Source organism: Streptomyces sp. NPDC007945 (assembly GCF_042958885.1).
Classification (GTDB): Bacteria; Actinomycetota; Actinomycetes; order Streptomycetales; family Streptomycetaceae; genus Streptomyces.
This window is the reverse complement of sequence record NZ_JBIBJV010000012.1, coordinates 134474-159925: the sequence shown is the minus strand read 5'-3', so window position 1 is coordinate 159925 and position 25452 is coordinate 134474. Positions and strand designations below refer to the sequence as shown.

Genomic DNA, 25452 nt, shown 5'->3' with positions numbered 1-25452 from the left:
GGAGAACTGTCCGGTGACGCCGATGGCGGCGCGGACGCGGTGGCCGTCGGTGGTGAGGTCGTGTCCGGCGACGGTGGCCCGTCCGGCGTCGGCGGCGACGAGGGTGGAGAGGATCTTCACGGCGGTGGTCTTGCCCGCGCCGTTCGGACCCAGCAGCGCGAAGACGGTTCCTTCGGGGACGGTCAGGTCGACTCCGTCGAGCACGACCTTGTCGCCGTACGACTTGCGCAGACCGTTCGCCGCGATGGCGGGGTTCGTCATGACGGTTCGCTCCTTGGTCTCGGGGTGAGGGTGCGTCTCAGTTGCCGTGGGCGGTGATGTCGCCGAGGGCGGTGGTGGCGCGGATGGCGAGCGCGGCGCCGGAACCGCGGTCGTTCCGGAGGCGGTTGGCGATCCGGCCGAGGGCGGTGGCGGCGTCGAGGGTGGCGGAGGTGCCCGGCGCGGCGCCGACGGTGATGGACCCGGCCCGGGTGTCGAGGACGACGGTGCCGCCGACGGCCTCGGCGATCCGCAGGTCGCCGCGGGCGGTGGTGAGTTCGGCGTCGCCGCCGAGGCGTCCGAGGGTGATGTCGCCGTCCTGGAGACCGATCCGGACGCGGCCGGCCTCGTCGAGCTCGACCGGCCCCCGGGCGGCCTCGAAGGTGACGTCCCCGAGGCGTCCGACGCCGCGCAGCTCCGCGGCGGCGGCCTTCCCCTCGACGGAGGACCCGGCCGGCAGCCGCACGGTGACCTCGACGGAGCCGGACGGCCCGAAGAGCTGGTTCCCGCCCTCGGCTCCGGTGACCCGCAGGACACCGTCGGCGAAGGAGACGGCGGTCTCCTCGGCCGCCTTCACGTCCCGGGACTTCTCGGGGTCGAGGGGCCGGACCTCGACGGTGACGTCGGCCCGCTCGGCGGCGACGAAGCGGAGACGACCGGCGGGGACGGTGACGAGGGCGGCGATCGGGGCGGTGGTGGCGAAGGTCTGCATGAGGTGTCTGCTCCTGTGGAGTGGCGGTGCCGTCGGTGTTTCCGACATGAGAAAAGCTACGTTGCTTTCCTATTCTCTGCAACGCCTTCGTTGCATCACATCGCCATTACGGCAGCTCAAGACCATTATTTCGTTGCAATGAAATCAAAATTGACGCAACGACATATGCCGGAGCGTTGCATTGAGTAGGAGGTGAACGCTCCGGACGGCCGTCTCGGGGAAACGCCACGGCCGGTGGTGTGGTCCGGAAGCTCCGGACCACACCACCGGCCGTGGGGGCGGGGAAAGGCGAGTGCGGCTACGTGGCGGCGGCCACGGCCTTCTGCGTCCGCACGGCGCCGATGCTCGCCGCGATGACGAGGGCGATCGCGAGACCGTCCGTCACGGACAGGGCCTGGTGGAGCACCAGGAAACCGGCGGCGGCGGCGATGGCCGGCTCCAGGCTCATCAGGACGGCGAAGGTGGGGGCGGGCAGACGGCGCAGGGCGAGGAGTTCGAGGGTGTACGGGAGCACCGAGGAGAGCAGCGCGACGCCGAGGCCCAGCGCGATCGTCGACGGCACGACCAGCGCGCCGCCCGCCTCGGCGATGCCGAGCGGCAGGCTGAGGACCGCGCCGAAGGCCATGGCGAGCGCCAGCCCGTCGGCCTGCGGGAAACGCCGGCCGGTACGTGCGCTGAACACGATGTACGTCGCCCACATGGCGCCCGCCGCGAGCGCGAAGCCGGCGCCGAGCGGGTCGAGCCCGTCGAACCCGCCGCCGCCGAGCAGGGCGACGCCACCGAAGGCGAGCCCGGCCCAGAGGAGGTTGACGAGCCGTCGCGAGGCGACGACGGAGAGGACCAGGGGGCCGAGCACCTCCAGCGTGACGGCGGCACCGAGCGGGATCCGGTCGATCGACTGGTAGAAGAGGATGTTCATGCCCGCCATGGCGGCGCCGAAGGCGACGACGGTCCCCCAGTCGGCCCGGTCGTAGCCGCGCACCTTGGGCCGGCAGACCAGCAGCAGGACGAGCGCGGCGAGCACGAGCCGCAGCGTGACGACCCCGAGCGCCCCGGCGCGCGGCATGAGCAGGACGGCGACGGCGGAGCCGAACTGCACCGAGAGGCCCCCGGCGACGACGAGCGCGACGGGCCCGAAGCGCCGGGACCCCGTACCGGGGCCGCGCCCGGGACGCCCGCCGGAAGTCGTCGTGGCCCGCACGCCCGTCGCGGGATCGGCCACGGGGCCGGAGGGCGCCCCCGCCGCCCCGGCCGCCGTCGGCACCTGACTGTCCACGCTCACCGCCACACCTCCAAAGTGCATTGAACTAAACTCTTGGTCCAGAGTAATGCACTATCCCGAATCCTGACGACCGGATTCCGCTTCCACGCTACGAACCCGGCCTCCGCCCACGGAAATGCCGATCACCCTGCGGTTATGCTTGGAAGACATGACCCCGCGCATCGAGCTGCGCCACCTCCGCTGCTTCCTCGCCATCGCCGAGGAGGAGAACCTCACCCGGGCCGCCGCCCGCCTCCACCTCACCCAGCCCGCCGTCTCCCGCACCCTCGCCGCCCTCGAACGGCACCTCGGCGCCCGGCTCGTCGACCGCTCCACCCACCACCTCGCCCTCACCGCCGAAGGCCGCGCCTTCCGCGAACGGGCCACCGCCGCGCTGGCCGCCTTCGACGCGGCCGTCGACCCGGCGCGGCTGCGCCGGCGCCCCCTCCGCCTCGGCCACGCCTGGTCGGCCTTCGGCCCGTACACGACGCCGCTCCTGCGCCGCTGGCAGCGCGAACACCCGGAGACCCCGCTCGAACTCCTCCGCGTCGACGACCGCACGGCCGGCCTGGCGAGGGGCCAGGTGGACGCGGCCCTGCTGCGCGGCACCGTCGAGGCCCCGGGCCTGGTCACCGCCGAACTCACCACCGAGCCCCGCGTGGCGGCACTGCCCGCGGACAGCCCGCTGGCGGACCGCCCGGGCGAACTGACCCTCCTCGACCTCGCCGACGAGACGGTCGTCCTCAACACGGTCTCGGGCGCGACCACCCTCACCCTGTGGCCCCTGCCCGCCCGCCCCACGCGCACCCTCACGGTCGCCAACACCGACGACTGGCTCACCGCCATCGCGGCCGGCCGGGGAGTGGGCGTCTCCTCCGCCTCCACGGTGGCACTCCACCCCCACCCCGGGGTGGCCTACCGCCCCCTGACCGGCGCCCCGCCCCTGCCCGTCCTCCTCGCCTGGCGCGACGCCTTCCCCCACCCGGCGACAGAGGCCCTGGTGCGCATGGCCCGCGACATCGTCGACGCCACCTGAACCACGGCCCCCGGAGACCCCGCCTACCGCTCCCGTCGCATCGAGCGCCAGACGTGCCGGGCCCAGGCGTGCTGTCCCGCCTCCGCGTACGAGCAGAACAGCCCGGCGGCCGAGCCGTCGGGCTCGACCGCGTACGCGTACAGCTCGTGCCGCGGCCGCCCCGTGTCCCCGGGGGTGAACCAGTAGGCGTACCGGACCCCGCCCCCCGGCAGCCGCTCCAGCTCCTCCTGCCCGTCCGGCACCTCGGGGTCCTCGCCGATCAGCGCGGTGAGGAAGTCCTCGGCGGCGCGTCCCCGCTCCGTGTCCTGGAAGAGCGTCGCGGCGACGCCGCGGCCCTTCGCCGCGAGCTGGTCGACGCCGTCCTCGAACCGCGCCGCGAACCCGGCGGACCGTTCCACCGACCACCCGTCGCCGAGATCCATCCGGACCGCGACGGGCAGCGGGTGCGGGAAGCGGGCGAGGACGTGGTCCCGGTCCCAGACCTCCCCGATCAGCCCTTCCGCCTCCGGTCCGTGGCCCTCCACGAGATACGGCAGCTCGTCGGCGACCTCGATCCGGCCCGTGAACTCCGCGCCGAGCACCGCCTCGCCCCACGGCTTCACGGCGTTCGCGAGCCGCCCGCGCACGACGAGCTCCGGGTACGCGACCTCGTCGTCCCACACGTCGGCGGCGTGCCGGAACGTCGCCTCGTCCACCTCGACCCAGGCCCCGAGCACCAGCTCGGTCTCCCCCGTCAGCCGCACCGGCAGCAGGCACCGCACGAAGAAGCCGGCCCCGTCGAGCGCGAGCAGCGCGCCGGGACCGGCCGACCGGCGGGCCTCCTCCGGCAGCTCGAACGCGACGTCCGGCAAGCCGAACCGGACGTCGATCCGCCGCTCGTCGAGGAGCGGGGCACCGCAGCAGGAGCAGGTGGTGGCGGGTGCGGGGCTGTCCATTCCCGCACCCTACGCAGCCCGGATCCGCCCCTGAACGGCGGCCCGGCCGGTCCGGGCCCCCGCCCGCTTATCTTGTTGACCGTCTCCGGCGGGCGGTGCTGGAGTCGAGGAGTGAACAGCATCCCCGCCAACCGGCGGCTCTGGAACCGGATCAGCGACGACTACCAGCACGCCCACGACCCGCGGATCGGCGCCGCGCCCCGGCTGTGGGGGATGTACTCCATCCCCGACCAGCGCCTGCGGGCCCTGGGGGACGTCGACGGCAAGCGGGTCCTCGAACTCGGCTGCGGCGCCGGACAGTGGTCCAGGGCGCTCGCCGCCGAGGGCGCCTCCGTGGTCGGGATCGATCTGTCCGAGGCGCAGCTCGCGGCGGCGACGGCGGCCATGGGAGCCGACCGCTATCCGCTGGTGCAAGGCGCGGCCGAGCGGCTTCCGTTCGCGGACGGAATCTTCGACCTGGTCTTCTGCGACTTCGGGGGGCTCAGCTGGGCGCCCCCGCGCCTGGCCGTCCCGGAGGCCGCGCGCGTCCTGCGACCGGGCGGGCGGCTGGTGTTCAACGTCGCCAGCCCCTGGTTCGAGGCCTGCTACGACGAAGCCGCCGAGCGGGTGACGACGACGCTGCAGAAGGACTACTTCGGGCTGGACGCCGTCGCCGAGGGCGACGGCGCGACCAGCTACCAGCTCACCTACGGCGGATGGGTCCGGGTCCTGCGCGGCGCGGGACTCGTCGTCGACGACCTCATCGAGCCCCGGCCCGACGCCGGAACCCCCAACGGCTACAACGAGACCGACCCGCCCGACTGGGCCCGCCGCTGGCCCGCGGAACTCCTCTGGGTCACCCACAAGCCATGACCCGCGAGCCCCGACCCGCGAGCCTCACCCCCCAAGCCCGGAGCCTTCCGCGCCGGTCAGAGGGCGAGGAGGCCGGCCGTCGTCGGCCGGAAGCCGCAGGCGTCGAGGTAGAAGGGCCGCAGGTCGTCCTCGAAGTCGACGTGGAGCCAGACGCAGCCGGCCTCGCGGGCCCGCCGCGCCGCTTCGGCGACGAGCTCGGCCCCGACCCCGGACCGGCGGCGGTCCCCCGCGACCACGGTGTCGAGGAGGAAGGCGTGACCGCCGCCGTCCCAGACGACGTTGACGAAGCCGACGAGGTCCCCGTCGGCGCGCGCGCAGACCCAGCCGAGGCTGTGCCGCCGCACCCGCTCCCGCCAGTCCACGTCCGGCGACGGCGGGCCGAAGCCCTCGGCGTGCAGTGCGTTGAGCGCGGCGTCGTCGAAGTCGCCCCGCCACTCGTAGGTGATCGTCATGGCGCGAGAGTAAATGCGTCGACAGCGGCCCCCGGAACCCGGCAGAGTGCCCGTCCGTGACGAGCAGTGAACTGTGGACCCGCGCGACCGCCGAACGCTACGACACCGAGGAGGCCGAAGCGTCCTCGCCCGCCGCGCTCGGGCCGGCCCTCGACTTCCTCGCCGGGCTCGCCGGCGACGGCCGGGCGCTGGAGTTCGCCATCGGCACCGGCCGCGTGGGCATCCCCCTCCGGGAGCGCGGCGTGCCGGTCGTGGGCATCGAACTGTCCGAGCACATGGCGGCGGTGCTGCGGCGCAAGGTCGACGAGGAGACCCTTCCGGTGACCATCGGGGACATGGCGACCACCGTCGTCCCCGGCCGGTTCGCCCTGGTCTACCTCGTCTACAACACGATCACCAACCTGCTCACGCAGGACGAGCAGGTCGAGTGCTTCCGGAACGCCGCACGGCACCTGGAGCCCGGCGGCCGCTTCCTCATCGAGCTGGGCGTGCCGCCGCTGCGCCTCCTGCCGCCGGGCCAGGTCGCGGTGCCGTTCGACGTCTCGGAGCGGCACCTCGGCTTCGACACCTTCGACCTGGTCGAACAGGTCCTCGTCTCGCACCACTTCACCCTGGAGGACGGCCGCTACCGCCGCGACGACTCCCGCCACCGGTACGCCTGGCCGGCCGAGCTCGACCTGATGGCGCGGCTCGCCGGCCTCGAACCGGAACGGCGCGTCGCGGACTGGGACGGGACGCCGTTCACCCAGGACTCCACGAAGCACGTCTCCGTCTGGCGCAAGCCGCCGGCGTGACGCGCGCGGTGCCCGGGGTGCCCGGGGCGCCGCTCACGTGCCCGCGCCGTCCAGCGCCTCCGCCAGGACCTCCGCGAGGTGGCGTGCGCCGCCGGAGGTGAGGTGGGCGATCTGGGTGCGGCAGGAGAAGCCGTCGGCCAGGACCTCCGCCGCGCCCGGAGCCGTACGCAGGGCCGGCAGGAGCTGGTCCTCGGCGCAGGCCCGCGACACCTCCTCGTGGCCCGGTTCGAAGCCGAAGTTGCCCGCCAGGCCGCAGCAGCCGCCCGCCAACTCGCCCCGAAGACCCGCGCGCTCCCTGAGCCTGCGGTCCGCGGCGTCGCCCAGGACGGCGTGCTGGTGGCAGTGGGTCTGGCCGGTGACCGGTCGGTCGACGGCCGGCGGGATCCAGTCGGGGGCCAGCTCCTCCAGGGCCTCGGCGAAGGTCCGGACGGAGGCCGCGAGGCGGGCGGCCCTCGGGTCGTCCGGGAGCAGTTCGGGGAGGTCGGTCCTGAGGGTCGCCGCGCAGGAGGGCTCCAGGACGACCACCGGGCCCTCCACTCCCTCCATCACGTCCAGGGTCCTGCGCATCACCCTCCGTGCCGCCCCCAGCTGGCCGGTCGACACGTACGTCAGTGCGCAGCACACCCGGCCCGGCGGGAGTTCGTGGCCGAGGCCGGCGTCCTCCAGGACGCGGACGGCGGCGCGTCCGACCTGCGGGGCCAGGTGGTTCGTGAAGGTGTCGGGCCAGAGGGTGAGGACGGGGGCGCGGGCCGAGGAGCGGTCGGCGAACCACGACGTGAAGGTGCGGTCCGCGACCCTCGGCAGGGCCCGTTCCGGGGTGACGCCCGCGAGGCGGGCCGCGTGGGGGAGGCGCATGGCCGCGTTCAGGCCGCGCCCGAAGCGGGCGAGCCAGGACGGGAGGCGGCCCATCGTCCAGTGCGAGCGCGGACGGCGCCACCAGCCACCGGGGCCCGCGTAGTGGCGGTCCAGGAACTCGGCCTTGTACGCGGCCATGTCGACGCCGACGGGGCAGTCGCTGCGGCAGCCCTTGCAGGAGAGGCAGAGGTCCAGCGCCTCCCGCACCTCCTCCGAGCGCCAGCCGTCGGTGATGACCTCGCCGAGGGCCATCTCGTGCAGGAGCCGGGCCCGGCCCCGCGTCGAGTGCTTCTCCTCCCCCGTGGCGCGGAACGACGGACACATCACCGAGGCGCCCGAACTCCGTTCCGCGACCCGGCACTTGGCGACTCCGACGCACCGGGCGGCCGCCCGGCCCACTCCCACCAGCGGCAGCCCCTCGAACCGCAGCCCCGAGTCGAGGGGCTCGGGGCGGACCAGCATCCCCGGGTTGAGCCCCCCGTCCGGATCCCACAGGTCCTTCACCGCGCCGAAGAGTCCGACGAGCTCCTTCCCGTACATCCGCGGCAGCAGCTCCGCCCGCGCCTTTCCGTCGCCGTGCTCGCCGGACAAGGAGCCCCCGTGCGCGACCACCAGGTCGGCGACGGCCTCCGAGAAGCGCCGGAAGTCGCGCACCCCCTCGCCCGTCCACAGGTCGAAGTCGATGCGGACGTGCACGCAGCCGTCGCCGAAGTGGCCGTACGGCGTCCCCCGCAGCCCGTGCTCGGCCAGCAGGGCCCGGAAGTCGCGCAGGTACGCGCCGAGCCGCGCGGGCGGCACCGCGCAGTCCTCCCATCCCGGCCAGGCCTCGCCTCCGCCGGGCATCCGGGTGGCCGTCCCGGCGGCGTCCTCGCGGATCCGCCACAGGGCCCGCTGCCCCGCCCGGTCCCGTACGACCGCCGCGTCGAGCGCGTCCGCCGCCCGGACCAGCTCCCGCGCCGTCCCGGCTCCGTCGACCTCGCAGAACAGCCAGGCGCCGCCGCGGGGCAGGCCCCGCGCGTCCCCCACGAGGTCGACCGCCATGCCCTCCACCGTCAGCGCCCCGTACGCCCCCAGCCCGGCCGCCGCCGCGTCCGCCGCCGCCGTCTCGTCGGGGTAGCCGAGGACGACCAGGACCGGGTCGACGGGCAGCGGGACGAGCCGTACGGTCGCCTCCGTCACCACCCCCAGCGTCCCCTCGCTGCCGACGAAGGAGCGGACGACGTCCGTGCCCCGTTCGGGGAGCAGCGCGTCGAGGGCGTAGCCGGAGATGCGGCGGGGCAGGCCGGGCGGGTAGCCGGTGCGCAGGAGGGCGAGGTTGCGGTCGACGAGGTCCGTCAGGCCGGCGGGCGCGCCCTGCCCGCCCTTCCCCAGCGTCAACCTCTCGCCCCGGTAGCTCACCACTTCCAGTGAGCTGACGTTGTCGGCGGTGGTGCCCCAGGCGACCGAGTGGGCGCCGCAGGCGTTGTTGCCGATCATGCCGCCGAGGGTGCAGCGGCTGTGGGTGGACGGGTCGGGGCCGAAGGTGAGGCCGTACGGGCGCACCGCCTCCCGCAGCCGGCCGAGGACGAGACCGGGGCGGACGACGGCGGTGCGGGCGACGGGGTCGACGGAGACGAGCCCGTCCATGTGGCGTGTGAGGTCGAGCACGACTCCGGTGCCGGTCGCCTGGCCTCCGATGGAGGTGCCGGCGCCTCGCGGGACGACGGGGACGGTGCCGTGCCGGCGGCAGATCTCCAGGGCGGCGGCGACGTCGTTGGCGTCGCGCGGTGCGACCGTACCGGCGGGCACACGGCGGTAGTTGGAGGCGTCCATGGTCGTGAGGGCCCGGGCGGAGGCGCCGAAGTCGACGTCTCCGGCGAGGGCGGCGCCCAGCTCCGCGGCGAGATCGGCGAGGTCGGCGGAGGGGCCTGCGGCGTGTCTGTCGTCTGTTCCCACAACGCAAGGATGTCTCGTCCTTCGTCTCATCGGGCGGACATGCCGCGACCCGGCCCACGCCGACCCGATAGTCTCCGGCTCGTGGCCGACATCCAGATTCCCGCTGACATCAAGCCCGCAGACGGTCGTTTCGGCGCGGGCCCCTCCAAGGTGCGGACGGAGGCGCTGGACGCCCTGGCCGCCACCGGCACGTCGCTCCTGGGCACGTCCCACCGCCAGGCTCCGGTCAAGAACCTGGTCGGCGAGGTCCGTGCCGGGATCCGCGACCTCTTCTCGCTGCCCGAGGGCTACGAGGTGGTCCTCGGCAACGGCGGCTCCACCGCCTTCTGGGACATCGCGACCCACGGTCTGATCGAGTCCAAGTCGCAGCACCTCACCTTCGGCGAGTTCTCGTCCAAGTTCGCGAAGGCCGCGAAGCTGGCCCCGTGGCTGGCCGAGCCGACCGTGATCTCCTCCGACCCGGGCACGCACCCGGAGCCGGTGGCCGAGGCGGGCGTGGACGTGTACGCGTACACGCACAACGAGACCTCGACCGGTGTCGCCGCCCCGCTGAAGCGGGTCGCGGGCGCCGACGAGGGCGCGCTGGTCCTGGTGGACGCGACCTCGGGCGCGGGCGGTCTGCCCGTCGACATCACCGAGACGGACGTCTACTACTTCGCCCCGCAGAAGTCCTTCGCCGCCGAGGGCGGCCTGTGGCTGGCGGCGTTCTCCCCGGCGGCCCTGGAGCGGGCGCAGCGGATCCACGCGTCCGGCCGGCACATCCCGGAGTTCTTCTCGCTGCCGACGGCGATCGACAACTCGCTGAAGAACCAGACGTACAACACCCCGGCCCTGTCGACCCTCTTCCTGCTGAACGAGCAGCTGAAGTGGATCAACGGCCAGGGTGGTCTGGAGTGGGCGGTGGCGCGGACGAAGGAGTCCTCGGACGCCCTCTACGCCTGGGCCGAGGGCTCGAAGCACGCCACGCCGTTCGTGACGGACCCGGCGAAGCGCTCGCAGGTCATCGGCACGATCGACTTCTCGGACGACGTCGACGCGGCGGCGGTCGCGAAGGTGCTGCGCGCGAACGGGATCGTGGACACGGAGCCGTACCGCAAGCTGGGTCGCAACCAGCTGCGCATCGCGATGTTCCCGGCGATCGACCCGGCGGACGTCCGCGCCCTGACGGCCTGCGTCGACTACGTGATCGAGCGCCTCTGATCACGGCTCGCACCTCGCGGAGGGGGTCCGGCACGATGCCGGGCCCCCTCCGCTCGCGTCATCCGGCCGCCTGCGACTTCACGTAGTCGATGACGGCGGTGAACTCCTCCGTCGGGGAGAACTCGACGACGTCGGTGTCCTCCAGCGCCGCGGGGGCGTGGCCGGGGCCCCAGTAGTAGGCCTGCCCGGCCTCGTACTCCTCCTCGCCGGAGGCGGTCCGCATCCTGATGCGGCCCTTGAACACGTATCCCCAGTGCGGGCACTGGCACAGGTCGCCCTCCAGGCCCTTGAGCGCCGGGGCCAGGTCGGTGCCCTGGGGGAGGTGGATGAACGCGACGGTCATGCCGCCGCCCGCCTCCCGCATCCGGAAGTCCAGGCCGTCGCCCTCCAGGGCGACCGGGGTGTCCTCGCGTGTGAATGCCGTCATGACGCCTCACCTCTTCGCTCTCCTTCCAGTCTGGGCCCGGAAGGGGCGGGGGTCGACACGAACCGGCGGGGCGGGCGGCGGGGCGGTCAGCGGCGCAGCAGCCGCTTGATGCCGAGGACGAGGACGGTGGCGCCGGCGAGGACGAGGAAGCCGGTGGTGGCGCTGCCGCCCGGGGCGTCGTCGGCGGGGGCGGCGCCGGCCGGGGGCTTCGACGCGGAGTCCCCCGGGCCCCCGGCGTCCGACGGGCGGTCGGGGCCGGTCTCCGGCCGGTCCTGGCGCTCCACGCGGACGACCCGGCTCCCCTGCCCCTCCGAGCCGAACAGGTAGGCCGAGCCGTCGGGCGTGTACGTGACCGATTCCGCCTGGCCCTGGAAGGGGGCGCCGGGGGAGGTGCCGTCGCCCTCGATGCGGCCGTCCTTCCAGACGTACTCGCGGGCGCTGAAGTAGCTGCGGAGGAGGAGCCGTTCGCCGTCGGGCGAGAAGGCGCCGTCGGTCACCCAGGGGACCTCGCCGATGCGGCGGAAGGTGTTGGTGCCGGAGGTGGAGAGGCGCTCGGGGCCGGCGTAGAGGCCGCCGCCGTCCTCGTTCTTGCTGGCGATGTAGACGCGGCCGGTCTTCGGGTGCACCATCAGCGCCTCGGCGTTGCGGGGGCCGTCGGCGTACTTCACGACGTACTGCCGCGCCCGGACCGTCTGGTCCTTCAGGGTCTTCGGCTCGGGGAAGCGGTAGATCCAGACGTGGTCCCACGAGCCGTCGAGGTTGTCGCCGATGTCGCCGACGTAGATGTCGCCGTCCGGGCCGACGGAGATGGCCTCCATGTCCCTGGGGGTGCCGACCCCGGCCATCGTCAGGGTCGCGACCGTCTCGCCCGTACGGGAGTCGACGCCGAAGATCCGGGGCTGGTCCTGGTCGTTGTGCGTCCAGTAGATCCCGGGGTGGGTCCGGCTGGCGGCGAGGCCGCTGGACTCGGTGATCCTCGGGTCGGCGAGGGTGAAGTCCCGGTCGGGCCCCGGCCCTTCGGCGCGGGCATGACCGGCCGGGAGCAGCGCCAGGGCGGCGGCCACCCCGAGGGCGCACAGTGCAGATCGCATGGGATCAAGCGTGCCATGGCGCCGCGGAAACGGGCTTGACCTGCGCCGAAGGCGGCTGTCATGGTCACGGCCATGCCTACCTTCACCGCCCCCGACGGCACCCTCCTCGCCTACCACGAGTCCGGACCCGAGGCCGGTGTGCCGCTGCTCTGCCTGCCGGGCGGTCCGATGCGGGACTCCGCCTACCTCGACGACCTGGACGGTCTGCCCGGCCGCCGGCTCGTACGGCTCGACCTGCGCGGCACCGGCGCCTCCGGGACGCCGGACGACCCGGCCTCATACCGCTGCGACCGGCTCGTCGAGGACGTGGAGGCGCTGCGGGCGCACCTCGGGGCCGACGAGGTCGACGTCCTCGGGCACTCGGCGGGCGCGAACCTGGCCGCGCTGTACGTGACCCGGCACGCGGAGCGGGTGCGGCGGCTGGTGCTCGTGACGCCGGGGGCGGCGGCACCCGGGATCGCGACCGCGCCGGAGGAGCGGCTGGCGGCGGCGCGGCTGCGGGCCGGGGAGCCGTGGTTCGCGGAGGCGTACGCGGCGCTGGAGGAGGTGACGGCGGGGCGCGGGTCGGACGAGACGTTCGCGAAGGTCATGCCGTTCTTCCACGGCACCTGGGACGAGGCGGCGCGCGAGCGGGAAGCGGCGACGGCGCGGCAGCGGAACGGCGAGGCCGCCGGGGTGTACGGCGGCGAGGGCGCCTACGACCCGGCGGCGACGCGCGCGGTGTTCGCGGAGTTCGGGCGGCCCGTGCTCGTCGTCGCCGGCGAGGGCGACGCGAACACCCCGCCGCCGACGGCCGCCGCGTACGCGGAGCTGTTCCCGGCGGCCCGCCTCGACGTCCTGAAGGGCGGCGGCCACTTCCCCTGGCACGACGACGCGGAGTGGTTCACGGCACGCGTGACGGAGTTCCTGGACGCGTAGGCGTGGGGACAGTGGCTGCGCCGACCGCCTCCGGCCCGCCCGTGTCCGGCGTCACGTCGCAGGTCGGCGGCGGGGTCCGGGATGATGTGAGCATGCGTTTTCTGTTCGTCGGCGACAGCATGACCATCGGACGCGCCGGCGACTGGACCTGGCGTCACCGCATGTGGCAGCACCTGGAGTCGGTGATGCCCGGCGGTTACGAGATCGTCGGGCCCCGGGACGGGCTGTACGTGCCCGAGGACGAGCCGGGCGACCCGCGGGGGTACGCCGACCCCGCGTTCCCCGCCGCCGCCCGCCGGCACCTCGCGGGATGGGGCGAGGGGTGGCTGCACATGGCCCCGGTCATCGGGGAGGCCGTCGCCGCGACCCGCGCCGACGTGCTGCTCGTCTCGCTCGGCCTGATCGATCTCGGCTTCTACACGAACAGCGACCAGACCGAGGAGAACGTGCGGGCGTTCGTGGCCGCCGCCCGGGCCGCGAACCCGGGGATCCGGGCCGTGCTGCTCCCCGTGATCCCCAACGTCCGCGCCGCCTACGACGACGCCTTCGCCGCCGAGTGCGCCCGCTTCAACGACCTGCTGGCGAAGGCGGTCGCCGATCTCGACACCGCCGCCTCGCCGCTGCTGCTGGCGTCCGTGCCGGACTCGTACGACCTGCGGACGGACACGTACGACGGCACGCACCCCGGCCCCAGCGGCGAGCACAAACTGGCCGCCGCCTTCGCCGACGCGATGCACCAGGCGTGGGGGTACGGCGGGCGCTACCGGGAGCGGTAGCGAGAGCGCCCGAGACAGGAGCACAGCGGTCTCAGGCAGGCCCCGGCCGCGTGGTGGACGTACGACACCGCCCTACTCGGCCCGCACCACCATGGCGAACGACGTACAGATCCGCCGGGAGCCGCGATGGTTGCTCAGGCCGGTATGGCTCATGCACTCGACGTCCACCGCCGCGCTCTCCGGCGAAGGCTCCGCCCTCCACTTGCAGTGCAGGCACTCCGCCTCGAAGGTCACGTCCGTGTCCGGATGCCGCGTGATCCGGTGCGCCACGAACCGCAGGACCGTGCGCGCCATCACTCGGCCCCGTGGTCTTCCCGGAGGTGCGTGCGGAGCACGACGTTCGCGTCCGTCGCCTTCGAGTAGTCGCCGACCGATCGCGCGTTGGCTCGGGTCACGGCGACGCCGAGGCACTGCCGACAGCCCGCGACGGGGTCCGGGTCCCCGACGGGAAGGGTCAGGCGTACGGGTCCCGACATGGTGGTCTGCTCGCTGCTCATCTCGTACGCCTCCCGTGCGTTCTCCGACGGCACCGCATCCTTGCCCGCCGGCACGGGGTGATTCGAGGTTCAGTCGCGTACTGGACTGAAGATCAGGACCGGAACGCCATCGCCCACTCGGCCAGCCGTTCCCGCGCGGCCTCGCCGAAGAGGGCGCGCTCGTCGTAACCGGCGAATTCATCGACGTACGTCCGGACGTCCCTCGGGTCGCGGAACACCAACACCCCGGCCGTCGTCTCCACCGTGGCCAGCCGTTCGTCGTACACGGTGAACGTGTTCAGCGGACACCCCGGCAGGCGCGTCTCGATCGGGAGCACGCCGAGGCGCACGTTCGGCAGGTGAGTCAGGGAAGCCAGCCGGTCGAGCTGTAGCGCCATGGCGTCCGGGGAGACGAACGGGGAGCGGGCCGCCTGCTCGGTGACGATGAAGGTGAACTTCTTCCGGCGGTCGTACAGGACCTCCTGCCGCTCCAGCTTCCTCGCCACGGCCTTGCTGTGGTCTCCGGTGATGTGGGCGAGGCTGGCCCTGATGTACTCCGGGGTGGAGAGCAGGGCCGTGAGCATCGAGAGCAGGAAGAAGCGGAACTCCGTCGACGACGCTTCGAGCCCGGCCAGCTCAAGCTGCTTCTTGTCCAGACCCTTCCGCCGCGTCGAGCGCGCGTCCTGCCACTCCGTAGCGGCGATGCGGGCCAGCGCGGACACCTCCGCGACCAAGGCCGGCGGAGCTTCGAGAGCCCTGAGGATGCGCTCTATGTCCACCAGGGTCGGGCGCACCTTCCCGCTCTCGATCCGGCTCACCTTCGACTGCGACATGTTGCAGCGCGCGGCGAGCCGGTCCCCGGAGAGACCGGCCTGCTTCCGCAACTTGCGCAGTGTCGCGGCGAGTTCCTGAGAGGACTGGCCGAGCTGCTCGGGTTCGAACGTCACCCGCTCACGTACTCCAGGAACGGGACCGACTCCGCGATGGCGATGCGCTGGTATTCGAGGAACGGGGCAGGGTCACCCTCGTACAGCTCCCGCTCGATCTGCGTACCGTCGGCCTCGTACTTCATGAGGACGACCGTCGAGCGGTCGAACATCCAGAAATCGTGGACGTCGGGGAGCGGGTTCGGCCGGTCGGTGACGTCGAGGATGCGGATGTCCTCCCCAGCCGGGGCCTGGTGCTGGTAGTACCGCTCGAACTCGAACCGCAGGTAGTCCGTGAGCGGCCGGGTGACGATGTGGACGCGGCCCACGTTGCGCGTGCGGACCATGGCCGTCCACGCGTCCTCGTACGGTCCGGGGAAGCGCGCCCCCGCCCTGAAGGCGGCGAACTCCTCTGCTTCCTGCGGTACGAGGTACTGCGGCAGGGTCTCAAGGCGCCAGGCTTCGGTCTGGAACGTCTTGAACTTGTCCGCCCAGGCTTCACCATCCAAGAGCACGAACGGCCTCCCTCAGGACTTCCTCGGGGATCTCCACGAGCCCTTCCCCGGCGGGCGGGGTGAAGGCGGTGGACACGTCGCCCTGGACGACGAACGAGCCGGATCCGGTGCGGTAGACGTTGGGGCAGTCGCCCTGGCCGCAGTTGCCGCCGTCGGTGTTGCCGGTGAGCCGTGTGAGTTCTTCGCGCGCCATGCTGAACCCCCTCTTGCGAGCCCGGTGCGGGCCGGTCGCCATGACCGTACGAGCGGCGCCGCTGCTCCGTCCATGCGGAAACGCGACTATGCGCGTTGTCGCATAAACGGGCGTCCACGCGGCGGCTCTTGCTTGGAGTGGGCTCGAAGCAGTTGGCTTGTGCCTCATGAAGTACACGCAGCTCGGACGCACCGGACTCAAGGTCAGCCGCCTCGTCCTCGGCACGATGAACTTCGGCCCGCAGACCGACGAGGCCACCAGCCACGCCATCATGGACGCGGCGCTCGACGCCGGCCTGAACTTCTTCGACACGGCCAACGTCTACGGCTGGGGCGAGAACAAGGGCCGCACCGAGGAGATCATCGGCTCCTGGTTCGCGAAGGGCGACGGCCGCCGCGACAGGACCGTCCTCGCCACCAAGGTGTACGGCAACATGGGCGCCGACGGCGAGGCCTGGCCGAACCACGACAAGATCTCCGCCCTCAACATCCGCCGCGCCGTCGACGCCAGCCTCAAGCGGCTCGGCACCGACTACATCGACGTCTACCAGTTCCACCACGTCGACCGCGCCACCCCCTTCGAGGAGGTGTGGCAGGCGATCGACGTCCTGATCCAGCAGGGCAAGATCCTCTACGCCGGCTCGTCCAACTTCCCCGGCTACAAGATCGCCCAGGCCAACGAGACCGCCGCCCGCCGCGGCATGGTCGGCCTCGTCAGCGAGCAGTGCCTCTACAACCTCTACGAGCGCCGCGCCGAGATGGAGGTCATCCCGGCCGCCCAGGAGTACGGCCTCGGCGTCATCCCCTGGTCGCCGCTGCACGGCGGTCTGCTCGGCGGCGTCCTGAAGAAGGAGACCGAGGGGAAGCGCCGCACCGAGGGCCGCGCCGCGGAGACCCTCGCGGACCCGGGCGTGCGGGCCAAGTTCCAGGCGTACGAGGACCTCCTCGACAAGCACGGCCTCGCCCCCGGCGAGGTCGGCCTGGCCTGGCTCCTCACCCGGCCCGGCGTCACCGGCCCGATCGTCGGCCCCCGCACCCCGGAGCAGCTGGCGGGCGCGCTCCGCGCCCTGGAGCTGGAGCTGAGCGACGAGGTCCTGTCCGCCCTGGACGAGATCTTCCCCGGCCCCGGGCCGTCGCCGGAAGCCTTCGCCTGGTGATCGGGTAGCGCCTGGTCGGTACGGCCGCCGCCCGTTCCCGTGGGGCGGCGGCCACAGCGCCTCGCGGCGTCGAAGCGCCTGCTTCGCGGTCCATGAGGGCGGGGCCGGTGGCCTCGTCGGCCTGCGGGCCGAAGTCCCGCGTGCCGAAGCAAGGGCCTGTCGGAGCGGCGCGGGCGCGCTACTGGCCGACCACCGACGCCACCGCGATGATCGCGAACATCAGTACGAGTACGCCGGCCATGATCTGGTTACGAGTCTTCGGATCCACCCGTCGAGGTTAACCCGGGCCCCCGCCCCGCCCCTCCAGCGGCCAGGCCTCCACCGTCTCGTACCGGGGCTGCTCCCCCGCCACCCCGCCCACCGGCAGGTTCGAGCGGACCAGCGCCAGCTCGCCGACCTCCCAGCGCGTCCCCTCGAAACCGTCGAGGGCGGCGACGAACGGCGCCGGCTCGGCGCCCTCGCCGCGGGCCCTGGCGATCGTCAGATGGGGCCGGTAGCGCCGGTGCTCCTCCATCGGGATCCCCGCCCGGCGCGCCGCCGCGTCGGCCCGCTCGGCGAGCCGTCGCAGGGCGTCCAGGTCCCCGGCGGTGCCCGTCCACAGGACGCGTCCGCCGAAGTGGCCGGCCCCGTGCAGCCGCAGCCCGAAGGGCTCGGTGCGCCGGGCGGCGCGGGCCAGCCGGGCGCGGAGGTCCGGCAGGAGCCCCTCGTCGACCTCCCCCATGAACGCGAGCGTGAAGTGCCACCCGGGCGGTGACGTCCACCGCAGGGCCTCCGCGCCGGGCAGGGCGCGCAGCGCGTCGACAGCGGCGGCGAGCTCGGCGAGCGCCCCGGCGGGCGGCAGGACGGCGGCGAAAACCCTCATGCCCGCCAGTGTGGCAGCGGATAGCCTCGGCCGGATGGACCACGCGATCACCATCAGGCGGGGCGGCCCCGCGGACCTGCCGGTCGTCCTCGGGATACTCGACAGCGCCGTCGCCTGGCTCAACGGCCGGGGGATCACCGCCCAGTGGGGCACGGACCCCTTCACCAGCCGCCCGAAGACGGTCGAGCACGTGGGGCGGGTGCTGGGCGAGGGCACCCCCTGGATCGCGGAGGTGGACGGCCTCCCGGCCGGCACGCTCACCCTGACCCCGCACCCCGGCACGTACGTACCGCCGGCCGGGGAGCCGGAGCGGTACGTCCGCTACCTCGCGACGGACGGCCGCTTCCACGGCCTCGGGGTGGGGGCGGCGCTGCTCGCCCACGCGGCGGAGGAGACCCGCCGCGAAGGCGTCTCGCTGCTCCGCGTGGACTGCTTCGCGGGCAGCGAGGGCCGCCTCGTCGCGTACTACGAACGGCAGGGCTTCACCCGCACCGATCCCTTCACCATCGGCGACTGGCCGGGGCAGGTCCTGGAGATGCGGGTCTGAGCGCGGCTCAGCCGTGGAAGGTGATGAAGCCGTTGCCGTCGCGGTCGTTCGCGCTCTTGGTGTAGGCGTGCGTGTCGGCGTACGCGCCGCCCGGCTTGATCAGCTTGACCGTGTCGCGGTCGTTGTTCCAGATGAAGTTGCAGTTCTGGCGGTAGGCGACGTTGTCCGCGTCGGACTCGGTGCCGTGGCCGCCGCGGAGCCGCACGTAGTCCCCGGGCTGCAGGTAGTGGTTGACGCGGAAGGTGTAGCTGTTGCCGACCGCGTCCTTGACGACGTACCCCTTGAGGTTCACGGTCGCCGTCCGCGAGAAGTTCTTGATCGTCACGTACTCGGCCTTGGTGTTGCCGGTCGTGCAGCTGTTGCTGTCGCGGCCCGGGGCGTCGTACTGGACGCCGGCGATCTTGAGGGCCGAGGAGTACTCGGCGGCCTGGGCCGGGGTGGAGACGAGGACGCCGGTCAGCGCGCCGGCGGCGAGCGCCGCGGCTATGACGGGACGGATGGTGCGGGTACGCAAAAGGGACCCCCCCTGGTGGTACTGGTGATTGAGGGCTCAACGTATACGGAACGGGCGGAGCCTGAGGGGCTCCGCCCGTTCCGTGACCGAAAACCGTCCCTACCGGCCGGGGATCAGGCCGCCGTCGCCAGGCGCTGCGGGGTCGCGCGGGGCACGAAGCGGACGCTGGGGTGGCCGTGGCGCCAGCCCATGGCGAGCCGGAGGTTGCCGATGCGGGCCAGGACGAGGCCGATGCCCGCGGCGGCGGCGAGGGAGACCAGGCCGCCGGTGGCGAAGCCGGCGCGGGCGCCGTACGTGTCGGTGACCCAGCCCAGGAGCGGGGCGCCGATCGGGGTGCCGCCCGCGAAGACCATCATGTAGAGGCTCATCACGCGGCCCCGCATGGCGGGGTCCGTCGCCATCTGGACGGCCGAGTTCGCGGTGATGTTCACCGTGAGGCCGATCATGCCGATGGGGACGAGCAGCAGCGCGAACATCCAGAAGGACGGCGCGAGGGCCGCCATGATCTCCAGGGCGCCGAAGACGCCCGCGGCGATCACCAGCATCCGCAGCCGGGTGGAGCCGCGGCGGGCCGCGAGCAGGGCGCCCGCGAGGGAGCCGGCCGCCATCAGGGTGTTGAGGAAGCCGTACGTGCCGGCGCCGACGTGGAAGACCTCGTCGGAGAAGGCGGTCAGCCAGATCGGGAAGTTGAACCCGAAGGTGCCGATGAAGCCGACCAGGACGATCGGCCAGATCAGGTCGGGGCGCCCGGCGACGTACCGGAGGCCCTCGCGGAGCTGGCCCTTGCCACGCGGGGCGCGCTCGACCTTGTGGAGCTCGCTCGTCCGCATCAGCCACAGGGCGGTCAGCGGCGCGAGGAAGGACAGGCCGTTGATGAGGAAGGCCCAGCCGCTGCCGACCCCGGCGATCAGGACGCCGGCGACGGCGGGGCCGACGAGCCGGGCGGACTGGAAGTTGGCCGAGTTCAGCGAGACCGCGTTGCGGAGCTGGTCGGGGCCGACCATCTCGGAGACGAAGGACTGCCGGGCCGGGTTGTCGACGACCGTCACCATGCCGAGGAGGAAGGCGATCAGGTAGACGTGCCAGACCTGGACGTGGCCGGAGAGGGTCAGGACGGCGAGCGCGAGGCCGCACAGGCCGAGCGCGGCCTGGCTGACGAGGAGCAGGCGCCGCTTCGGGTAGCGGTCGGCGATGACCCCGCCGTACAGGCCGAAGAGGAGCATCGGCAGGAACTGCAGGGCCGTGGTGATGCCGACGGCGGCGGCCGAGCCGGTGAGGCTCAGGACGAGCCAGTCCTGGGTGATCCGGGCCATCCACGTACCGGTGTTGGAGACGATCGCTCCGGTGAAGAACAGCCGGTAGTTCCGGATCGAGAGCGAGGAGAAGGTTCCCTTGCGGGGCCCTCCGTCCCGGCTCCGCGGGGTGGTCGAGGGTTTATGGGGGACGGGTGCGGAGTCTGCTCCGGGTCCCGTACTCAAAGTGCGTCGCCTCCTTGGCGCCGGGGTTCAGAGATGGGCGAGCTTCTCCAGGACGGGAGCGGCCGCGCGCAGCACGGCCCACTCGTCCTCGTCCAGGCCTTCGGCGAGGGAGGCCAGCCAGGCGTTCCGCTTGCGGCGGGCGTCCTCGAGCATGGTCTCGGCGCGCTCGGTCTGGCTGACCACCTTCTGCCGGCGGTCGTCGGGATGCGGCTCCAGCCGGACCAGTCCCTTGGCTTCGAGCAGGGCGACGATGCGGGTCATCGACGGCGGCTGTACGTGCTCCTTGCGGGCCAGCTCACCGGGGGTGGCGGAGCCGCAGAGGGCCAGGGTGCCGAGCACCGACATCTCGGTCGGGCTCAGCGATTCGTCGACGCGCTGGCGCTTCAGGCGCCGGCTCAGCCGCATGACGGACGAGCGGATCGCGTTCACGGCCGCGGCGTCGTCGGCGGAGCCGTGGGACAGGTCAGGCATGTAGTTAGCCTAACTCATTACTCTGACTAAAGACCACTCGGGAACCACGCGACGGACCGCGTGTCGTACGCATCACGTCGCCCGGGTCGCGACGCGAGGGCCCCACATCACCCGAAGGAGTGAGCCGGATCCGGAAAGTGACGCGAAGAGGTCGCGGCAGCCCCGACCCTGAACGGCATGGGATCGACAGTGCTCAGCCTGCGCATCGACAGTGAGCTGCTCGACCGGCTCAAGGGTCACGCCGCCAGAAGAGGAATGAGCGTCCAGGACTATGTCGTCCGGACGCTCATTCGGGAGGACTTCGACGAGCGGTTCAAGACCGCCGTCGAGGAGACGGAGAGGTTCTACGGGGCGGAGCCGGAGCCTCCGGGCACCGGTGCCGCCCCGCTCGATCAGGTCAGGCCCAGCGCCGGCATCGCGTAGTAGAAGACGAAGATCGCCGACACGACGTACATGGCCACCGGGACCTCACGGCCCCGTCCGGCCGCGAGCCGCAGCACGCTGAAGCTGATGAAGCCGATGCCGATGCCGTTCGTGATCGAGTAGGTGAACGGCATCATCGTCATGGCCAGGAAGGCCGGCACCGCGATGGTGAAGTCGGCCCAGTCGATGTCCTTGACGGACCCGGCCAGGATCAGGAAGCCCACCGCGAGCAGCGCGGGGGTCGCCGCCTGCGACGGCACCATGGTCGCGAGCGGCGTGAGGAACAGCGCCACCGAGAACAGACCGCCCGTGACGACCGAGGCGAGCCCGGTGCGGGCGCCCTCGCCGACGCCCGCCGTGGACTCCACGAAGCAGGTGGTGGCCGACGAGGAGGTCGCGCCGCCGGAGGCCACGGCGAGGCCGTCGACGAGCAGGACCTTGTTGATGCCCGGGAAGTTGCCGTCCTTGTCGATCAGCTTGGCCTCGTCGCCGACGCCGAGGATCGTGCCCATGGCGTCGAAGAAGCAGGACAGCAGGACAGTGAAGACGAAGAGCGCGCCGGTGAGGTAGCCGACCTTCGCGAAGCCGCCGAAGAGGCTGACCTCGCCGACCAGGCCGAAGTCCGGGGAGGCGACCGGGTTGCCGGGCCACTCCGGGGTGGTCAGGCCCCAGGACGGGATGTCGGCGACCGCGTTGATCACCATCGCCACGATCGTCATGACGACGATCGAGATGAGGATCGCGCCCGGCACCTTGCGGATGATCAGGGCGAGCGTCAGCAGGGTGCCCAGGGCGAAGACGAGGACCGGCCAGCCGAGCAGGTGCCCGCCGGTGCCCAGCTGGAGCGGCACGGTGGTGTGCGCGGCGTCGGGGATGCGGGAGACGAAGCCCGAGTCGACGAGGCCGATCAGCATGATGAAGAGGCCGATGCCGATCGCGATGCCCTTGCGCAGGCCGACCGGGACGGCGTTCATGACGCGCTCGCGCAGGCCGGTCGCGACGAGCAGCATCACGACGATGCCGGCGAGGACGACCATGCCCATGGCGTCCGGCCAGGACATCCGGGGCGCCAGCTGGAGGGCGACGACCGTGTTGACGCCGAGTCCGGCGGCGAGGGCGATCGGGACGTTGCCGATGACGCCCATGAGGAGCGTCGAGAAGGCCGCGGTCAGGACGGTGGCGGTGACGAGCTGGCCGCTGTCGAGCTGGTGCCCGTACATGTCCTTGGCGCTGCCGAGGATGATCGGGTTCAGCACGATGATGTAGGCCATCGCGAAGAAGGTGGCGAAACCGCCGCGGACCTCGCGGGCGACGGTGGAACCGCGCTCGGAGATCTTGAAGAAGCGGTCGAGGCCGGAGGCGGGTTCCTGCGGAACCTTCGGCTCGGGGGCGGAGGCCTTGGCGGCGGCCGTGGTGCTCATGGGGTGGGTTCCTCTTCGGGAAAGAAGTCCAGAAGTCCTTTTTTGGCGGTTCATACGAAGGAAACCCGCCTCAGGCAAACCGTTTCAGTATGAACACATGAACGAGCGGGAGTCCATCTCCGCGCGTAGACCCGAAATCGGCCCACCTAGACTGGCGGCATGGCGAAGTGGACACCGAAGCACGAGGCACCCGCACCCCTGGAGGGGCCTGTGGTCGCGACGATCACCGGCGGGACGATCATCTGGTTCGTCCTCTTCCTCGTGCAGCTCCCCTTCTACGGCTGGTTCGACGACCGCGGGATGGCCTCGTGGGTGTGGACCTGCCTGGCCGGCGGCGGGCTCGGCCTGATCGGCATCTGGTACGTGCGCAAGCGCGACGCGGCCATCAAGCGGCACCAGGCGGCACGGGACGCCGAGGAGGCGGGCGGGGCGAGCCCCGCGTAGCACCGAGGGACGATTCCAGTCCTCCCACGGTCGGATCTTGCCGCTTCCCAGCGGGTGAACGGTCGATTCCGGTCGTACCGTCGGAACCATGACGCAGCGGGCGAAGATCGACACGGACGGCGGCGACATCGGGGACACCACCGCCGAGGCCGGACCACCCGTCGTCCACCGGACCGCCGGACTCACCTCCGCCGAGGTCGCCGAACGCGTCGCGCGCGGCGAGGTCAACGACGTACCCGTCCGCAGCTCCCGCTCCACCACCGACATCGTCCGGGCCAACGTCTTCACCCGCTTCAACGCGATCATCGGCGTCCTGTGGGTGATCATGCTGGTCGTCGCCCCGATCCAGGACAGCCTCTTCGGCTTCGTGATCGTCGCCAACACCGCCATCGGCATCGTCCAGGAGCTCCGCGCCAAGAGGACCCTCGACGGACTCGCCGTCATCGGCGAGGCGAAACCCACCGTCCGCCGCGACGGCCGCGCCGCCGGAATCTCCACCTCCGAGATCGTCCTCGGCGACCTCATCGAGCTCGGCCCCGGCGACAAGGTCGTCGTCGACGGCGTCGTCGCCGAGGCCGACAGCATGGAGATCGACGAGTCCCTCCTCACCGGCGAGGCCGACCCCGTCGTCAAACGCCCCGGCGACCCCGTCATGTCCGGTTCCTTCGTCGTCGCCGGCGGCGGCGCCTTCACCGCCACCAAGGTCGGCCGGGAGGCCTACGCGGCACAGCTCGCCGATGAGGCGTCCCGCTTCACGCTCGTCCACTCCGAGCTCCGCTCGGGCATCTCCACGATCCTCAAGTACGTGACATGGATGATGGTGCCGACCGCGATCGGCCTGATCATCAGCCAGCTCGTCGTCAAGGACAACGACCTCAAGAACTCCATCGCCCGGACCGTCGGCGGCATCGTCCCGATGATCCCCGAAGGGCTCGTCCTGCTCACCTCGGTCGCCTTCGCCATCGGTGTCATCCGGCTCGGCCGCAAACAGTGCCTGGTGCAGGAACTGCCCGCCATCGAGGGCCTGGCCCGCGTCGACGTCGTCTGCCTCGACAAGACGGGCACGCTCACCGAGGGCGGCATGGACGTCACCGAGGTCCGCGTCCTGCACGGCGCCGACGAGGCGTACGTGCGCAAGGTCCTCGGTGCCCTCGGCGAGTCCGACCCCCGCCCCAACGCCTCCCTCCAGGCCATCATCGACGCCTGCCCCGACGTCGAGGAGTGGCGGTGCGTCGAATCGCTGCCGTTCTCCTCGGCCCGCAAGTACAGCGGCGCGGTGTTCAGCGAGGGCGACGGCGAGGAGTCCACCTGGCTGCTCGGCGCCCCCGACGTCCTCCTCCCGCACGGCGACCCGAACCTGGCCGAGGTCGACCACCTCAACGAGGAGGGCCTGCGGGTCCTCCTCCTCGCCCGCACCGCCCACGAGCTCGACTCCCCGGACGTCGCGAAGGACGCCCGGCCCACCGCCCTCGTCGTCCTGGAGCAGCGGCTGCGGCCCGACGCCGCCGACACCCTCGCCTACTTCGCCGACCAGAACGTCGCCGCCAAGGTCATCTCCGGCGACAACGCCGTCTCCGTCGGCGCGGTCGCCGGCAAGCTGGGCCTGCCCGGCGCCGACCACACCGTCGACGCCCGCACGCTGCCCGCCGACCGGGAGGAGATGGCGACGGTCCTCGACGGGAACGCGGTCTTCGGCCGGGTCACCCCGCAGCAGAAGCGGGACATGGTCGCCGCCCTCCAGTCCCACGGGCACACCGTCGCCATGACCGGCGACGGCGTCAACGACGTCCTCGCCCTCAAGGACGCCGACATCGGCGTCTCCATGGGATCCGGCTCCGAGGCGACCCGGGCCGTCGCCCAGATCGTCCTCCTGGACAACTCCTTCGCGACCCTCCCGTCGGTGGTCGCGGAGGGCCGCCGCGTCATCGGCAACATCACCCGCGTGGCGACCCTCTTCCTCACGAAGACCGTCTACTCGGTCCTCCTGGCGGTCCTCGTGGTCGTCAGCCAGGTCGAGTACCCCTTCCTCCCCCGGCACCTGACCCTGCTGTCCACCCTCACGATCGGCGTCCCGGCCTTCTTCCTCGCCCTTGCCCCCAACAAGGAGCGCGCCAGACCGCACTTCGTCCGCCGGGTCATGCGGTACGCCGTCCCCGGCGGCGTCGTCGCGGCGACCGCCACCTTCGCCACGTACCTCCTCGCCCGGCACCACTACACGGGCGCGGACGCGCTGAGCGCCGAGACCAGCGCCGCCACCCTCACCCTCTTCCTCGTCTCCACGTGGGTCCTCGCGATCATCGCCCGCCCCTACACCTGGTGGCGCATCGCCCTGGTGGCCGCCATGGGCGGCGCCTTCCTGCTCGTCCTCGCCGTCCCCTGGCTCCAGGACTTCTTCGCCCTCAGGCTGGTCGGCACCACCATGCCCTGGGCGGCCGTCGCCGTCGCCGCGGCGGGCGCCGCGGTCCTGGAGGGCGCCTGGCGCTGGGTGGACCGCCGGTTCCCGGCCTGACGCGGCGCGGGCACG

29 protein-coding genes are annotated in these 25452 nt (G+C 72.5%); 11 read left to right on the top strand and 18 right to left on the bottom strand.

All coding sequences use genetic code 11. The features are described from left to right. From ACFZCF_RS29455 to ACFZCF_RS29445, 3 genes are all read right to left on the bottom strand, one after another. The coding region (locus tag ACFZCF_RS29455; RefSeq protein WP_391289976.1) for an ATP-binding cassette domain-containing protein at positions 1-261 on the bottom strand (261 nt) is incomplete at its 3' end. Positions 262-298: 37 nt separating this feature from the next. Beyond that, positions 299-970 carry a DUF4097 family beta strand repeat-containing protein gene (locus ACFZCF_RS29450; protein ID WP_388438287.1) on the bottom strand — a complete coding sequence of 224 codons (672 nt, stop codon included), beginning with the start codon at positions 968-970 and terminating at the stop codon, positions 299-301. Positions 971-1268: 298 nt separating this feature from the next. Continuing rightward, positions 1269-2252, bottom strand: a complete 984-nt coding sequence (locus ACFZCF_RS29445) for an EamA family transporter (RefSeq protein ID WP_391289974.1) — start codon at positions 2250-2252, stop codon at positions 1269-1271. A 115-nt stretch (positions 2253-2367) separates the two neighbouring features. Here ACFZCF_RS29445 and ACFZCF_RS29440 point away from each other — a divergent pair, with 115 nt between their 5' ends. Next, positions 2368-3267 carry a LysR family transcriptional regulator gene (locus tag ACFZCF_RS29440; RefSeq protein WP_388438290.1) on the top strand — a complete coding sequence of 300 codons (900 nt, stop codon included), beginning with the start codon at positions 2368-2370 and terminating at the stop codon, positions 3265-3267. Between the two features lie 23 nt (positions 3268-3290). Here the strand turns inward: ACFZCF_RS29440 and ACFZCF_RS29435 are convergent, their stop codons facing one another. Next, positions 3291-4202 carry a DUF2199 domain-containing protein gene (locus ACFZCF_RS29435; RefSeq protein WP_391289972.1) on the bottom strand — a complete coding sequence of 304 codons (912 nt, stop codon included), beginning with the start codon at positions 4200-4202 and terminating at the stop codon, positions 3291-3293. 111 nt (positions 4203-4313) lie between these two features. Between ACFZCF_RS29435 and ACFZCF_RS29430 the strand changes: the two genes are divergently transcribed. Beyond that, positions 4314-5054 (top strand): class I SAM-dependent methyltransferase, encoded by a 741-nt coding sequence (locus ACFZCF_RS29430; protein WP_388438296.1) that lies wholly within the window; start codon positions 4314-4316, stop codon positions 5052-5054. Positions 5055-5110: 56 nt separating this feature from the next. On the opposite strand, the gene ACFZCF_RS29425 is transcribed toward ACFZCF_RS29430, so the two are convergent. After that, entirely contained in the window at positions 5111-5506 is a 396-nt protein-coding gene (locus ACFZCF_RS29425) for a GNAT family N-acetyltransferase (RefSeq protein WP_391289971.1), read from the bottom strand. Positions 5507-5562: 56 nt separating this feature from the next. Here ACFZCF_RS29425 and ACFZCF_RS29420 point away from each other — a divergent pair, with 56 nt between their 5' ends. Further along, positions 5563-6300 (top strand): methyltransferase domain-containing protein, encoded by a 738-nt coding sequence (locus tag ACFZCF_RS29420; RefSeq protein ID WP_391289969.1) that lies wholly within the window; start codon positions 5563-5565, stop codon positions 6298-6300. A 33-nt stretch (positions 6301-6333) separates the two neighbouring features. On the opposite strand, the gene ACFZCF_RS29415 is transcribed toward ACFZCF_RS29420, so the two are convergent. Continuing rightward, positions 6334-9120: an FAD-linked oxidase C-terminal domain-containing protein gene (locus ACFZCF_RS29415; protein ID WP_391289967.1), complete on the bottom strand. Its 2787-nt coding sequence runs from the start codon at positions 9118-9120 to the stop codon at positions 6334-6336. A gap of 51 nt (positions 9121-9171) precedes the next feature. Between ACFZCF_RS29415 and serC the strand changes: the two genes are divergently transcribed. Next, a complete protein-coding gene (serC, locus tag ACFZCF_RS29410; RefSeq protein WP_388438309.1) occupies positions 9172-10290 on the top strand; it encodes a phosphoserine transaminase in 1119 nt (372 codons plus the stop codon). 58 nt (positions 10291-10348) lie between these two features. Here the strand turns inward: serC and ACFZCF_RS29405 are convergent, their stop codons facing one another. Together ACFZCF_RS29405 and ACFZCF_RS29400 are read right to left on the bottom strand one after the other, a co-directional pair. After that, complete coding sequence (locus ACFZCF_RS29405; RefSeq protein WP_388438312.1) at positions 10349-10717, bottom strand: hypothetical protein; 369 nt, start codon at positions 10715-10717, stop codon at positions 10349-10351. Positions 10718-10803: 86 nt separating this feature from the next. Beyond that, positions 10804-11808 carry a WD40 repeat domain-containing protein gene (locus ACFZCF_RS29400; RefSeq protein WP_391289964.1) on the bottom strand — a complete coding sequence of 335 codons (1005 nt, stop codon included), beginning with the start codon at positions 11806-11808 and terminating at the stop codon, positions 10804-10806. Positions 11809-11880: 72 nt separating this feature from the next. On the opposite strand from ACFZCF_RS29400, the gene ACFZCF_RS29395 reads away from it, so the two are divergent. Then, the gene (locus ACFZCF_RS29395) at positions 11881-12726 is read left to right on the top strand and encodes an alpha/beta fold hydrolase (RefSeq protein ID WP_391289962.1); all 846 of its coding nucleotides are present in this window, start codon (positions 11881-11883) and stop codon (positions 12724-12726) included. A 92-nt stretch (positions 12727-12818) separates the two neighbouring features. Further along, positions 12819-13502, top strand: a complete 684-nt coding sequence (locus ACFZCF_RS29390; protein ID WP_391289959.1) for a GDSL-type esterase/lipase family protein — start codon at positions 12819-12821, stop codon at positions 13500-13502. 72 nt (positions 13503-13574) lie between these two features. On the opposite strand, the gene ACFZCF_RS29385 is transcribed toward ACFZCF_RS29390, so the two are convergent. From ACFZCF_RS29385 to ACFZCF_RS29365, 5 genes are read right to left on the bottom strand one after another with little or no spacing between them, the layout of a single operon-like run. Further along, positions 13575-13796, bottom strand: a complete 222-nt coding sequence (locus ACFZCF_RS29385; RefSeq protein ID WP_391289958.1) for a hypothetical protein — start codon at positions 13794-13796, stop codon at positions 13575-13577. Continuing rightward, entirely contained in the window at positions 13796-14032 is a 237-nt protein-coding gene (locus ACFZCF_RS29380; protein ID WP_391289956.1) for a hypothetical protein, read from the bottom strand. The genes ACFZCF_RS29385 and ACFZCF_RS29380 overlap by 1 nt, the downstream gene beginning before the upstream one ends. Before the next feature lie 59 nt (positions 14033-14091). After that, positions 14092-14925: a Scr1 family TA system antitoxin-like transcriptional regulator gene (locus tag ACFZCF_RS29375; protein WP_391289954.1), complete on the bottom strand. Its 834-nt coding sequence runs from the start codon at positions 14923-14925 to the stop codon at positions 14092-14094. Then, positions 14922-15419 carry a DUF6879 family protein gene (locus ACFZCF_RS29370; RefSeq protein WP_391289952.1) on the bottom strand — a complete coding sequence of 166 codons (498 nt, stop codon included), beginning with the start codon at positions 15417-15419 and terminating at the stop codon, positions 14922-14924. Before ACFZCF_RS29370 ends, ACFZCF_RS29375 begins: the two co-directional genes overlap by 4 nt. Beyond that, positions 15403-15612, bottom strand: coding sequence for a hypothetical protein (locus ACFZCF_RS29365; protein ID WP_388438337.1), 210 nt, complete (start codon positions 15610-15612; stop codon positions 15403-15405). The genes ACFZCF_RS29370 and ACFZCF_RS29365 overlap by 17 nt, the downstream gene beginning before the upstream one ends. Positions 15613-15778: 166 nt before the next feature. On the opposite strand from ACFZCF_RS29365, the gene ACFZCF_RS29360 reads away from it, so the two are divergent. Beyond that, positions 15779-16768, top strand: a complete 990-nt coding sequence (locus ACFZCF_RS29360) for an aldo/keto reductase (RefSeq protein ID WP_391289950.1) — start codon at positions 15779-15781, stop codon at positions 16766-16768. Positions 16769-17045: 277 nt separating this feature from the next. Here ACFZCF_RS29360 and thpR read toward each other — a convergent pair whose 3' ends face one another. Further along, positions 17046-17630 carry an RNA 2',3'-cyclic phosphodiesterase gene (gene thpR, locus ACFZCF_RS29355; RefSeq protein WP_391289948.1) on the bottom strand — a complete coding sequence of 195 codons (585 nt, stop codon included), beginning with the start codon at positions 17628-17630 and terminating at the stop codon, positions 17046-17048. A gap of 34 nt (positions 17631-17664) precedes the next feature. Between thpR and ACFZCF_RS29350 the strand changes: the two genes are divergently transcribed. Next, on the top strand, positions 17665-18177 hold the full coding sequence (locus ACFZCF_RS29350) for a GNAT family N-acetyltransferase (RefSeq protein ID WP_391289946.1): 513 nt from the start codon (positions 17665-17667) through the stop codon (positions 18175-18177). Between the two features lie 7 nt (positions 18178-18184). Here ACFZCF_RS29350 and ACFZCF_RS29345 read toward each other — a convergent pair whose 3' ends face one another. The 3 genes from ACFZCF_RS29345 to ACFZCF_RS29335 all read right to left on the bottom strand — a co-directional run bounded on the left by ACFZCF_RS29345 (position 18185) and on the right by ACFZCF_RS29335 (position 20640). Continuing rightward, positions 18185-18691 (bottom strand): lamin tail domain-containing protein, encoded by a 507-nt coding sequence (locus tag ACFZCF_RS29345; protein ID WP_388438350.1) that lies wholly within the window; start codon positions 18689-18691, stop codon positions 18185-18187. 113 nt (positions 18692-18804) lie between these two features. Beyond that, positions 18805-20169, bottom strand: a complete 1365-nt coding sequence (locus ACFZCF_RS29340; RefSeq protein WP_388438353.1) for an MFS transporter — start codon at positions 20167-20169, stop codon at positions 18805-18807. A gap of 27 nt (positions 20170-20196) precedes the next feature. Beyond that, complete coding sequence (locus ACFZCF_RS29335; RefSeq protein ID WP_388438357.1) at positions 20197-20640, bottom strand: MarR family winged helix-turn-helix transcriptional regulator; 444 nt, start codon at positions 20638-20640, stop codon at positions 20197-20199. Between the two features lie 177 nt (positions 20641-20817). Here ACFZCF_RS29335 and ACFZCF_RS29330 point away from each other — a divergent pair, with 177 nt between their 5' ends. Further along, entirely contained in the window at positions 20818-21063 is a 246-nt protein-coding gene (locus ACFZCF_RS29330; protein ID WP_388438360.1) for a hypothetical protein, read from the top strand. Here the strand turns inward: ACFZCF_RS29330 and ACFZCF_RS29325 are convergent. Beyond that, positions 21033-22484: an NCS2 family permease gene (locus ACFZCF_RS29325; protein ID WP_388438363.1), complete on the bottom strand. Its 1452-nt coding sequence runs from the start codon at positions 22482-22484 to the stop codon at positions 21033-21035. The genes ACFZCF_RS29330 and ACFZCF_RS29325 overlap by 31 nt on opposite strands. A gap of 159 nt (positions 22485-22643) precedes the next feature. Between ACFZCF_RS29325 and ACFZCF_RS29320 the strand changes: the two genes are divergently transcribed. Both ACFZCF_RS29320 and ACFZCF_RS29315 read left to right on the top strand, forming a co-directional pair. Then, a complete protein-coding gene (locus ACFZCF_RS29320) occupies positions 22644-22928 on the top strand; it encodes a DUF2530 domain-containing protein (RefSeq protein WP_391289941.1) in 285 nt (94 codons plus the stop codon). An 88-nt stretch (positions 22929-23016) separates the two neighbouring features. Next, a complete protein-coding gene (locus tag ACFZCF_RS29315; RefSeq protein WP_391289939.1) occupies positions 23017-25437 on the top strand; it encodes an HAD-IC family P-type ATPase in 2421 nt (806 codons plus the stop codon). Positions 25438-25452 lie beyond the last annotated feature (15 nt).

Excerpts from the sequence above, each read along its gene's own strand:
- ACFZCF_RS29385 (WP_391289958.1), bottom strand. The coding sequence starts at position 13,796 with ATGGCGCGCACGGTCCTGCGGTTCGTGGCGCACCGGATCACGCGGCAT.
- ACFZCF_RS29390 (WP_391289959.1), top strand. The coding sequence starts at position 12,819 with ATGCGTTTTCTGTTCGTCGGCGACAGCATGACCATCGGACGCGCCGGC.
- ACFZCF_RS29350 (WP_391289946.1), top strand. The coding sequence starts at position 17,665 with ATGGACCACGCGATCACCATCAGGCGGGGCGGCCCCGCGGACCTGCCG.
- ACFZCF_RS29415 (WP_391289967.1), bottom strand. The coding sequence starts at position 9,120 with ATGAGACGAAGGACGAGACATCCTTGCGTTGTGGGAACAGACGACAGA.
- ACFZCF_RS29360 (WP_391289950.1), top strand. The coding sequence starts at position 15,779 with ATGAAGTACACGCAGCTCGGACGCACCGGACTCAAGGTCAGCCGCCTC.
- ACFZCF_RS29400 (WP_391289964.1), bottom strand. The coding sequence starts at position 11,808 with ATGCGATCTGCACTGTGCGCCCTCGGGGTGGCCGCCGCCCTGGCGCTG.
- ACFZCF_RS29450 (WP_388438287.1), bottom strand. The coding sequence starts at position 970 with ATGCAGACCTTCGCCACCACCGCCCCGATCGCCGCCCTCGTCACCGTC.
- ACFZCF_RS29330 (WP_388438360.1), top strand. The coding sequence starts at position 20,818 with ATGGGATCGACAGTGCTCAGCCTGCGCATCGACAGTGAGCTGCTCGAC.
- ACFZCF_RS29315 (WP_391289939.1), top strand. The coding sequence starts at position 23,017 with ATGACGCAGCGGGCGAAGATCGACACGGACGGCGGCGACATCGGGGAC.
- ACFZCF_RS29395 (WP_391289962.1), top strand. The coding sequence starts at position 11,881 with ATGCCTACCTTCACCGCCCCCGACGGCACCCTCCTCGCCTACCACGAG.
- ACFZCF_RS29365 (WP_388438337.1), bottom strand. The coding sequence starts at position 15,612 with ATGGCGCGCGAAGAACTCACACGGCTCACCGGCAACACCGACGGCGGC.
- ACFZCF_RS29440 (WP_388438290.1), top strand. The coding sequence starts at position 2,368 with ATGCCGATCACCCTGCGGTTATGCTTGGAAGACATGACCCCGCGCATC.
- ACFZCF_RS29405 (WP_388438312.1), bottom strand. The coding sequence starts at position 10,717 with ATGACGGCATTCACACGCGAGGACACCCCGGTCGCCCTGGAGGGCGAC.
- ACFZCF_RS29325 (WP_388438363.1), bottom strand. The coding sequence starts at position 22,484 with ATGAGCACCACGGCCGCCGCCAAGGCCTCCGCCCCCGAGCCGAAGGTT.
- ACFZCF_RS29425 (WP_391289971.1), bottom strand. The coding sequence starts at position 5,506 with ATGACGATCACCTACGAGTGGCGGGGCGACTTCGACGACGCCGCGCTC.
- thpR (WP_391289948.1), bottom strand. The coding sequence starts at position 17,630 with ATGAGGGTTTTCGCCGCCGTCCTGCCGCCCGCCGGGGCGCTCGCCGAG.
- ACFZCF_RS29320 (WP_391289941.1), top strand. The coding sequence starts at position 22,644 with ATGGCGAAGTGGACACCGAAGCACGAGGCACCCGCACCCCTGGAGGGG.
- ACFZCF_RS29435 (WP_391289972.1), bottom strand. The coding sequence starts at position 4,202 with ATGGACAGCCCCGCACCCGCCACCACCTGCTCCTGCTGCGGTGCCCCG.
- ACFZCF_RS29335 (WP_388438357.1), bottom strand. The coding sequence starts at position 20,640 with ATGCCTGACCTGTCCCACGGCTCCGCCGACGACGCCGCGGCCGTGAAC.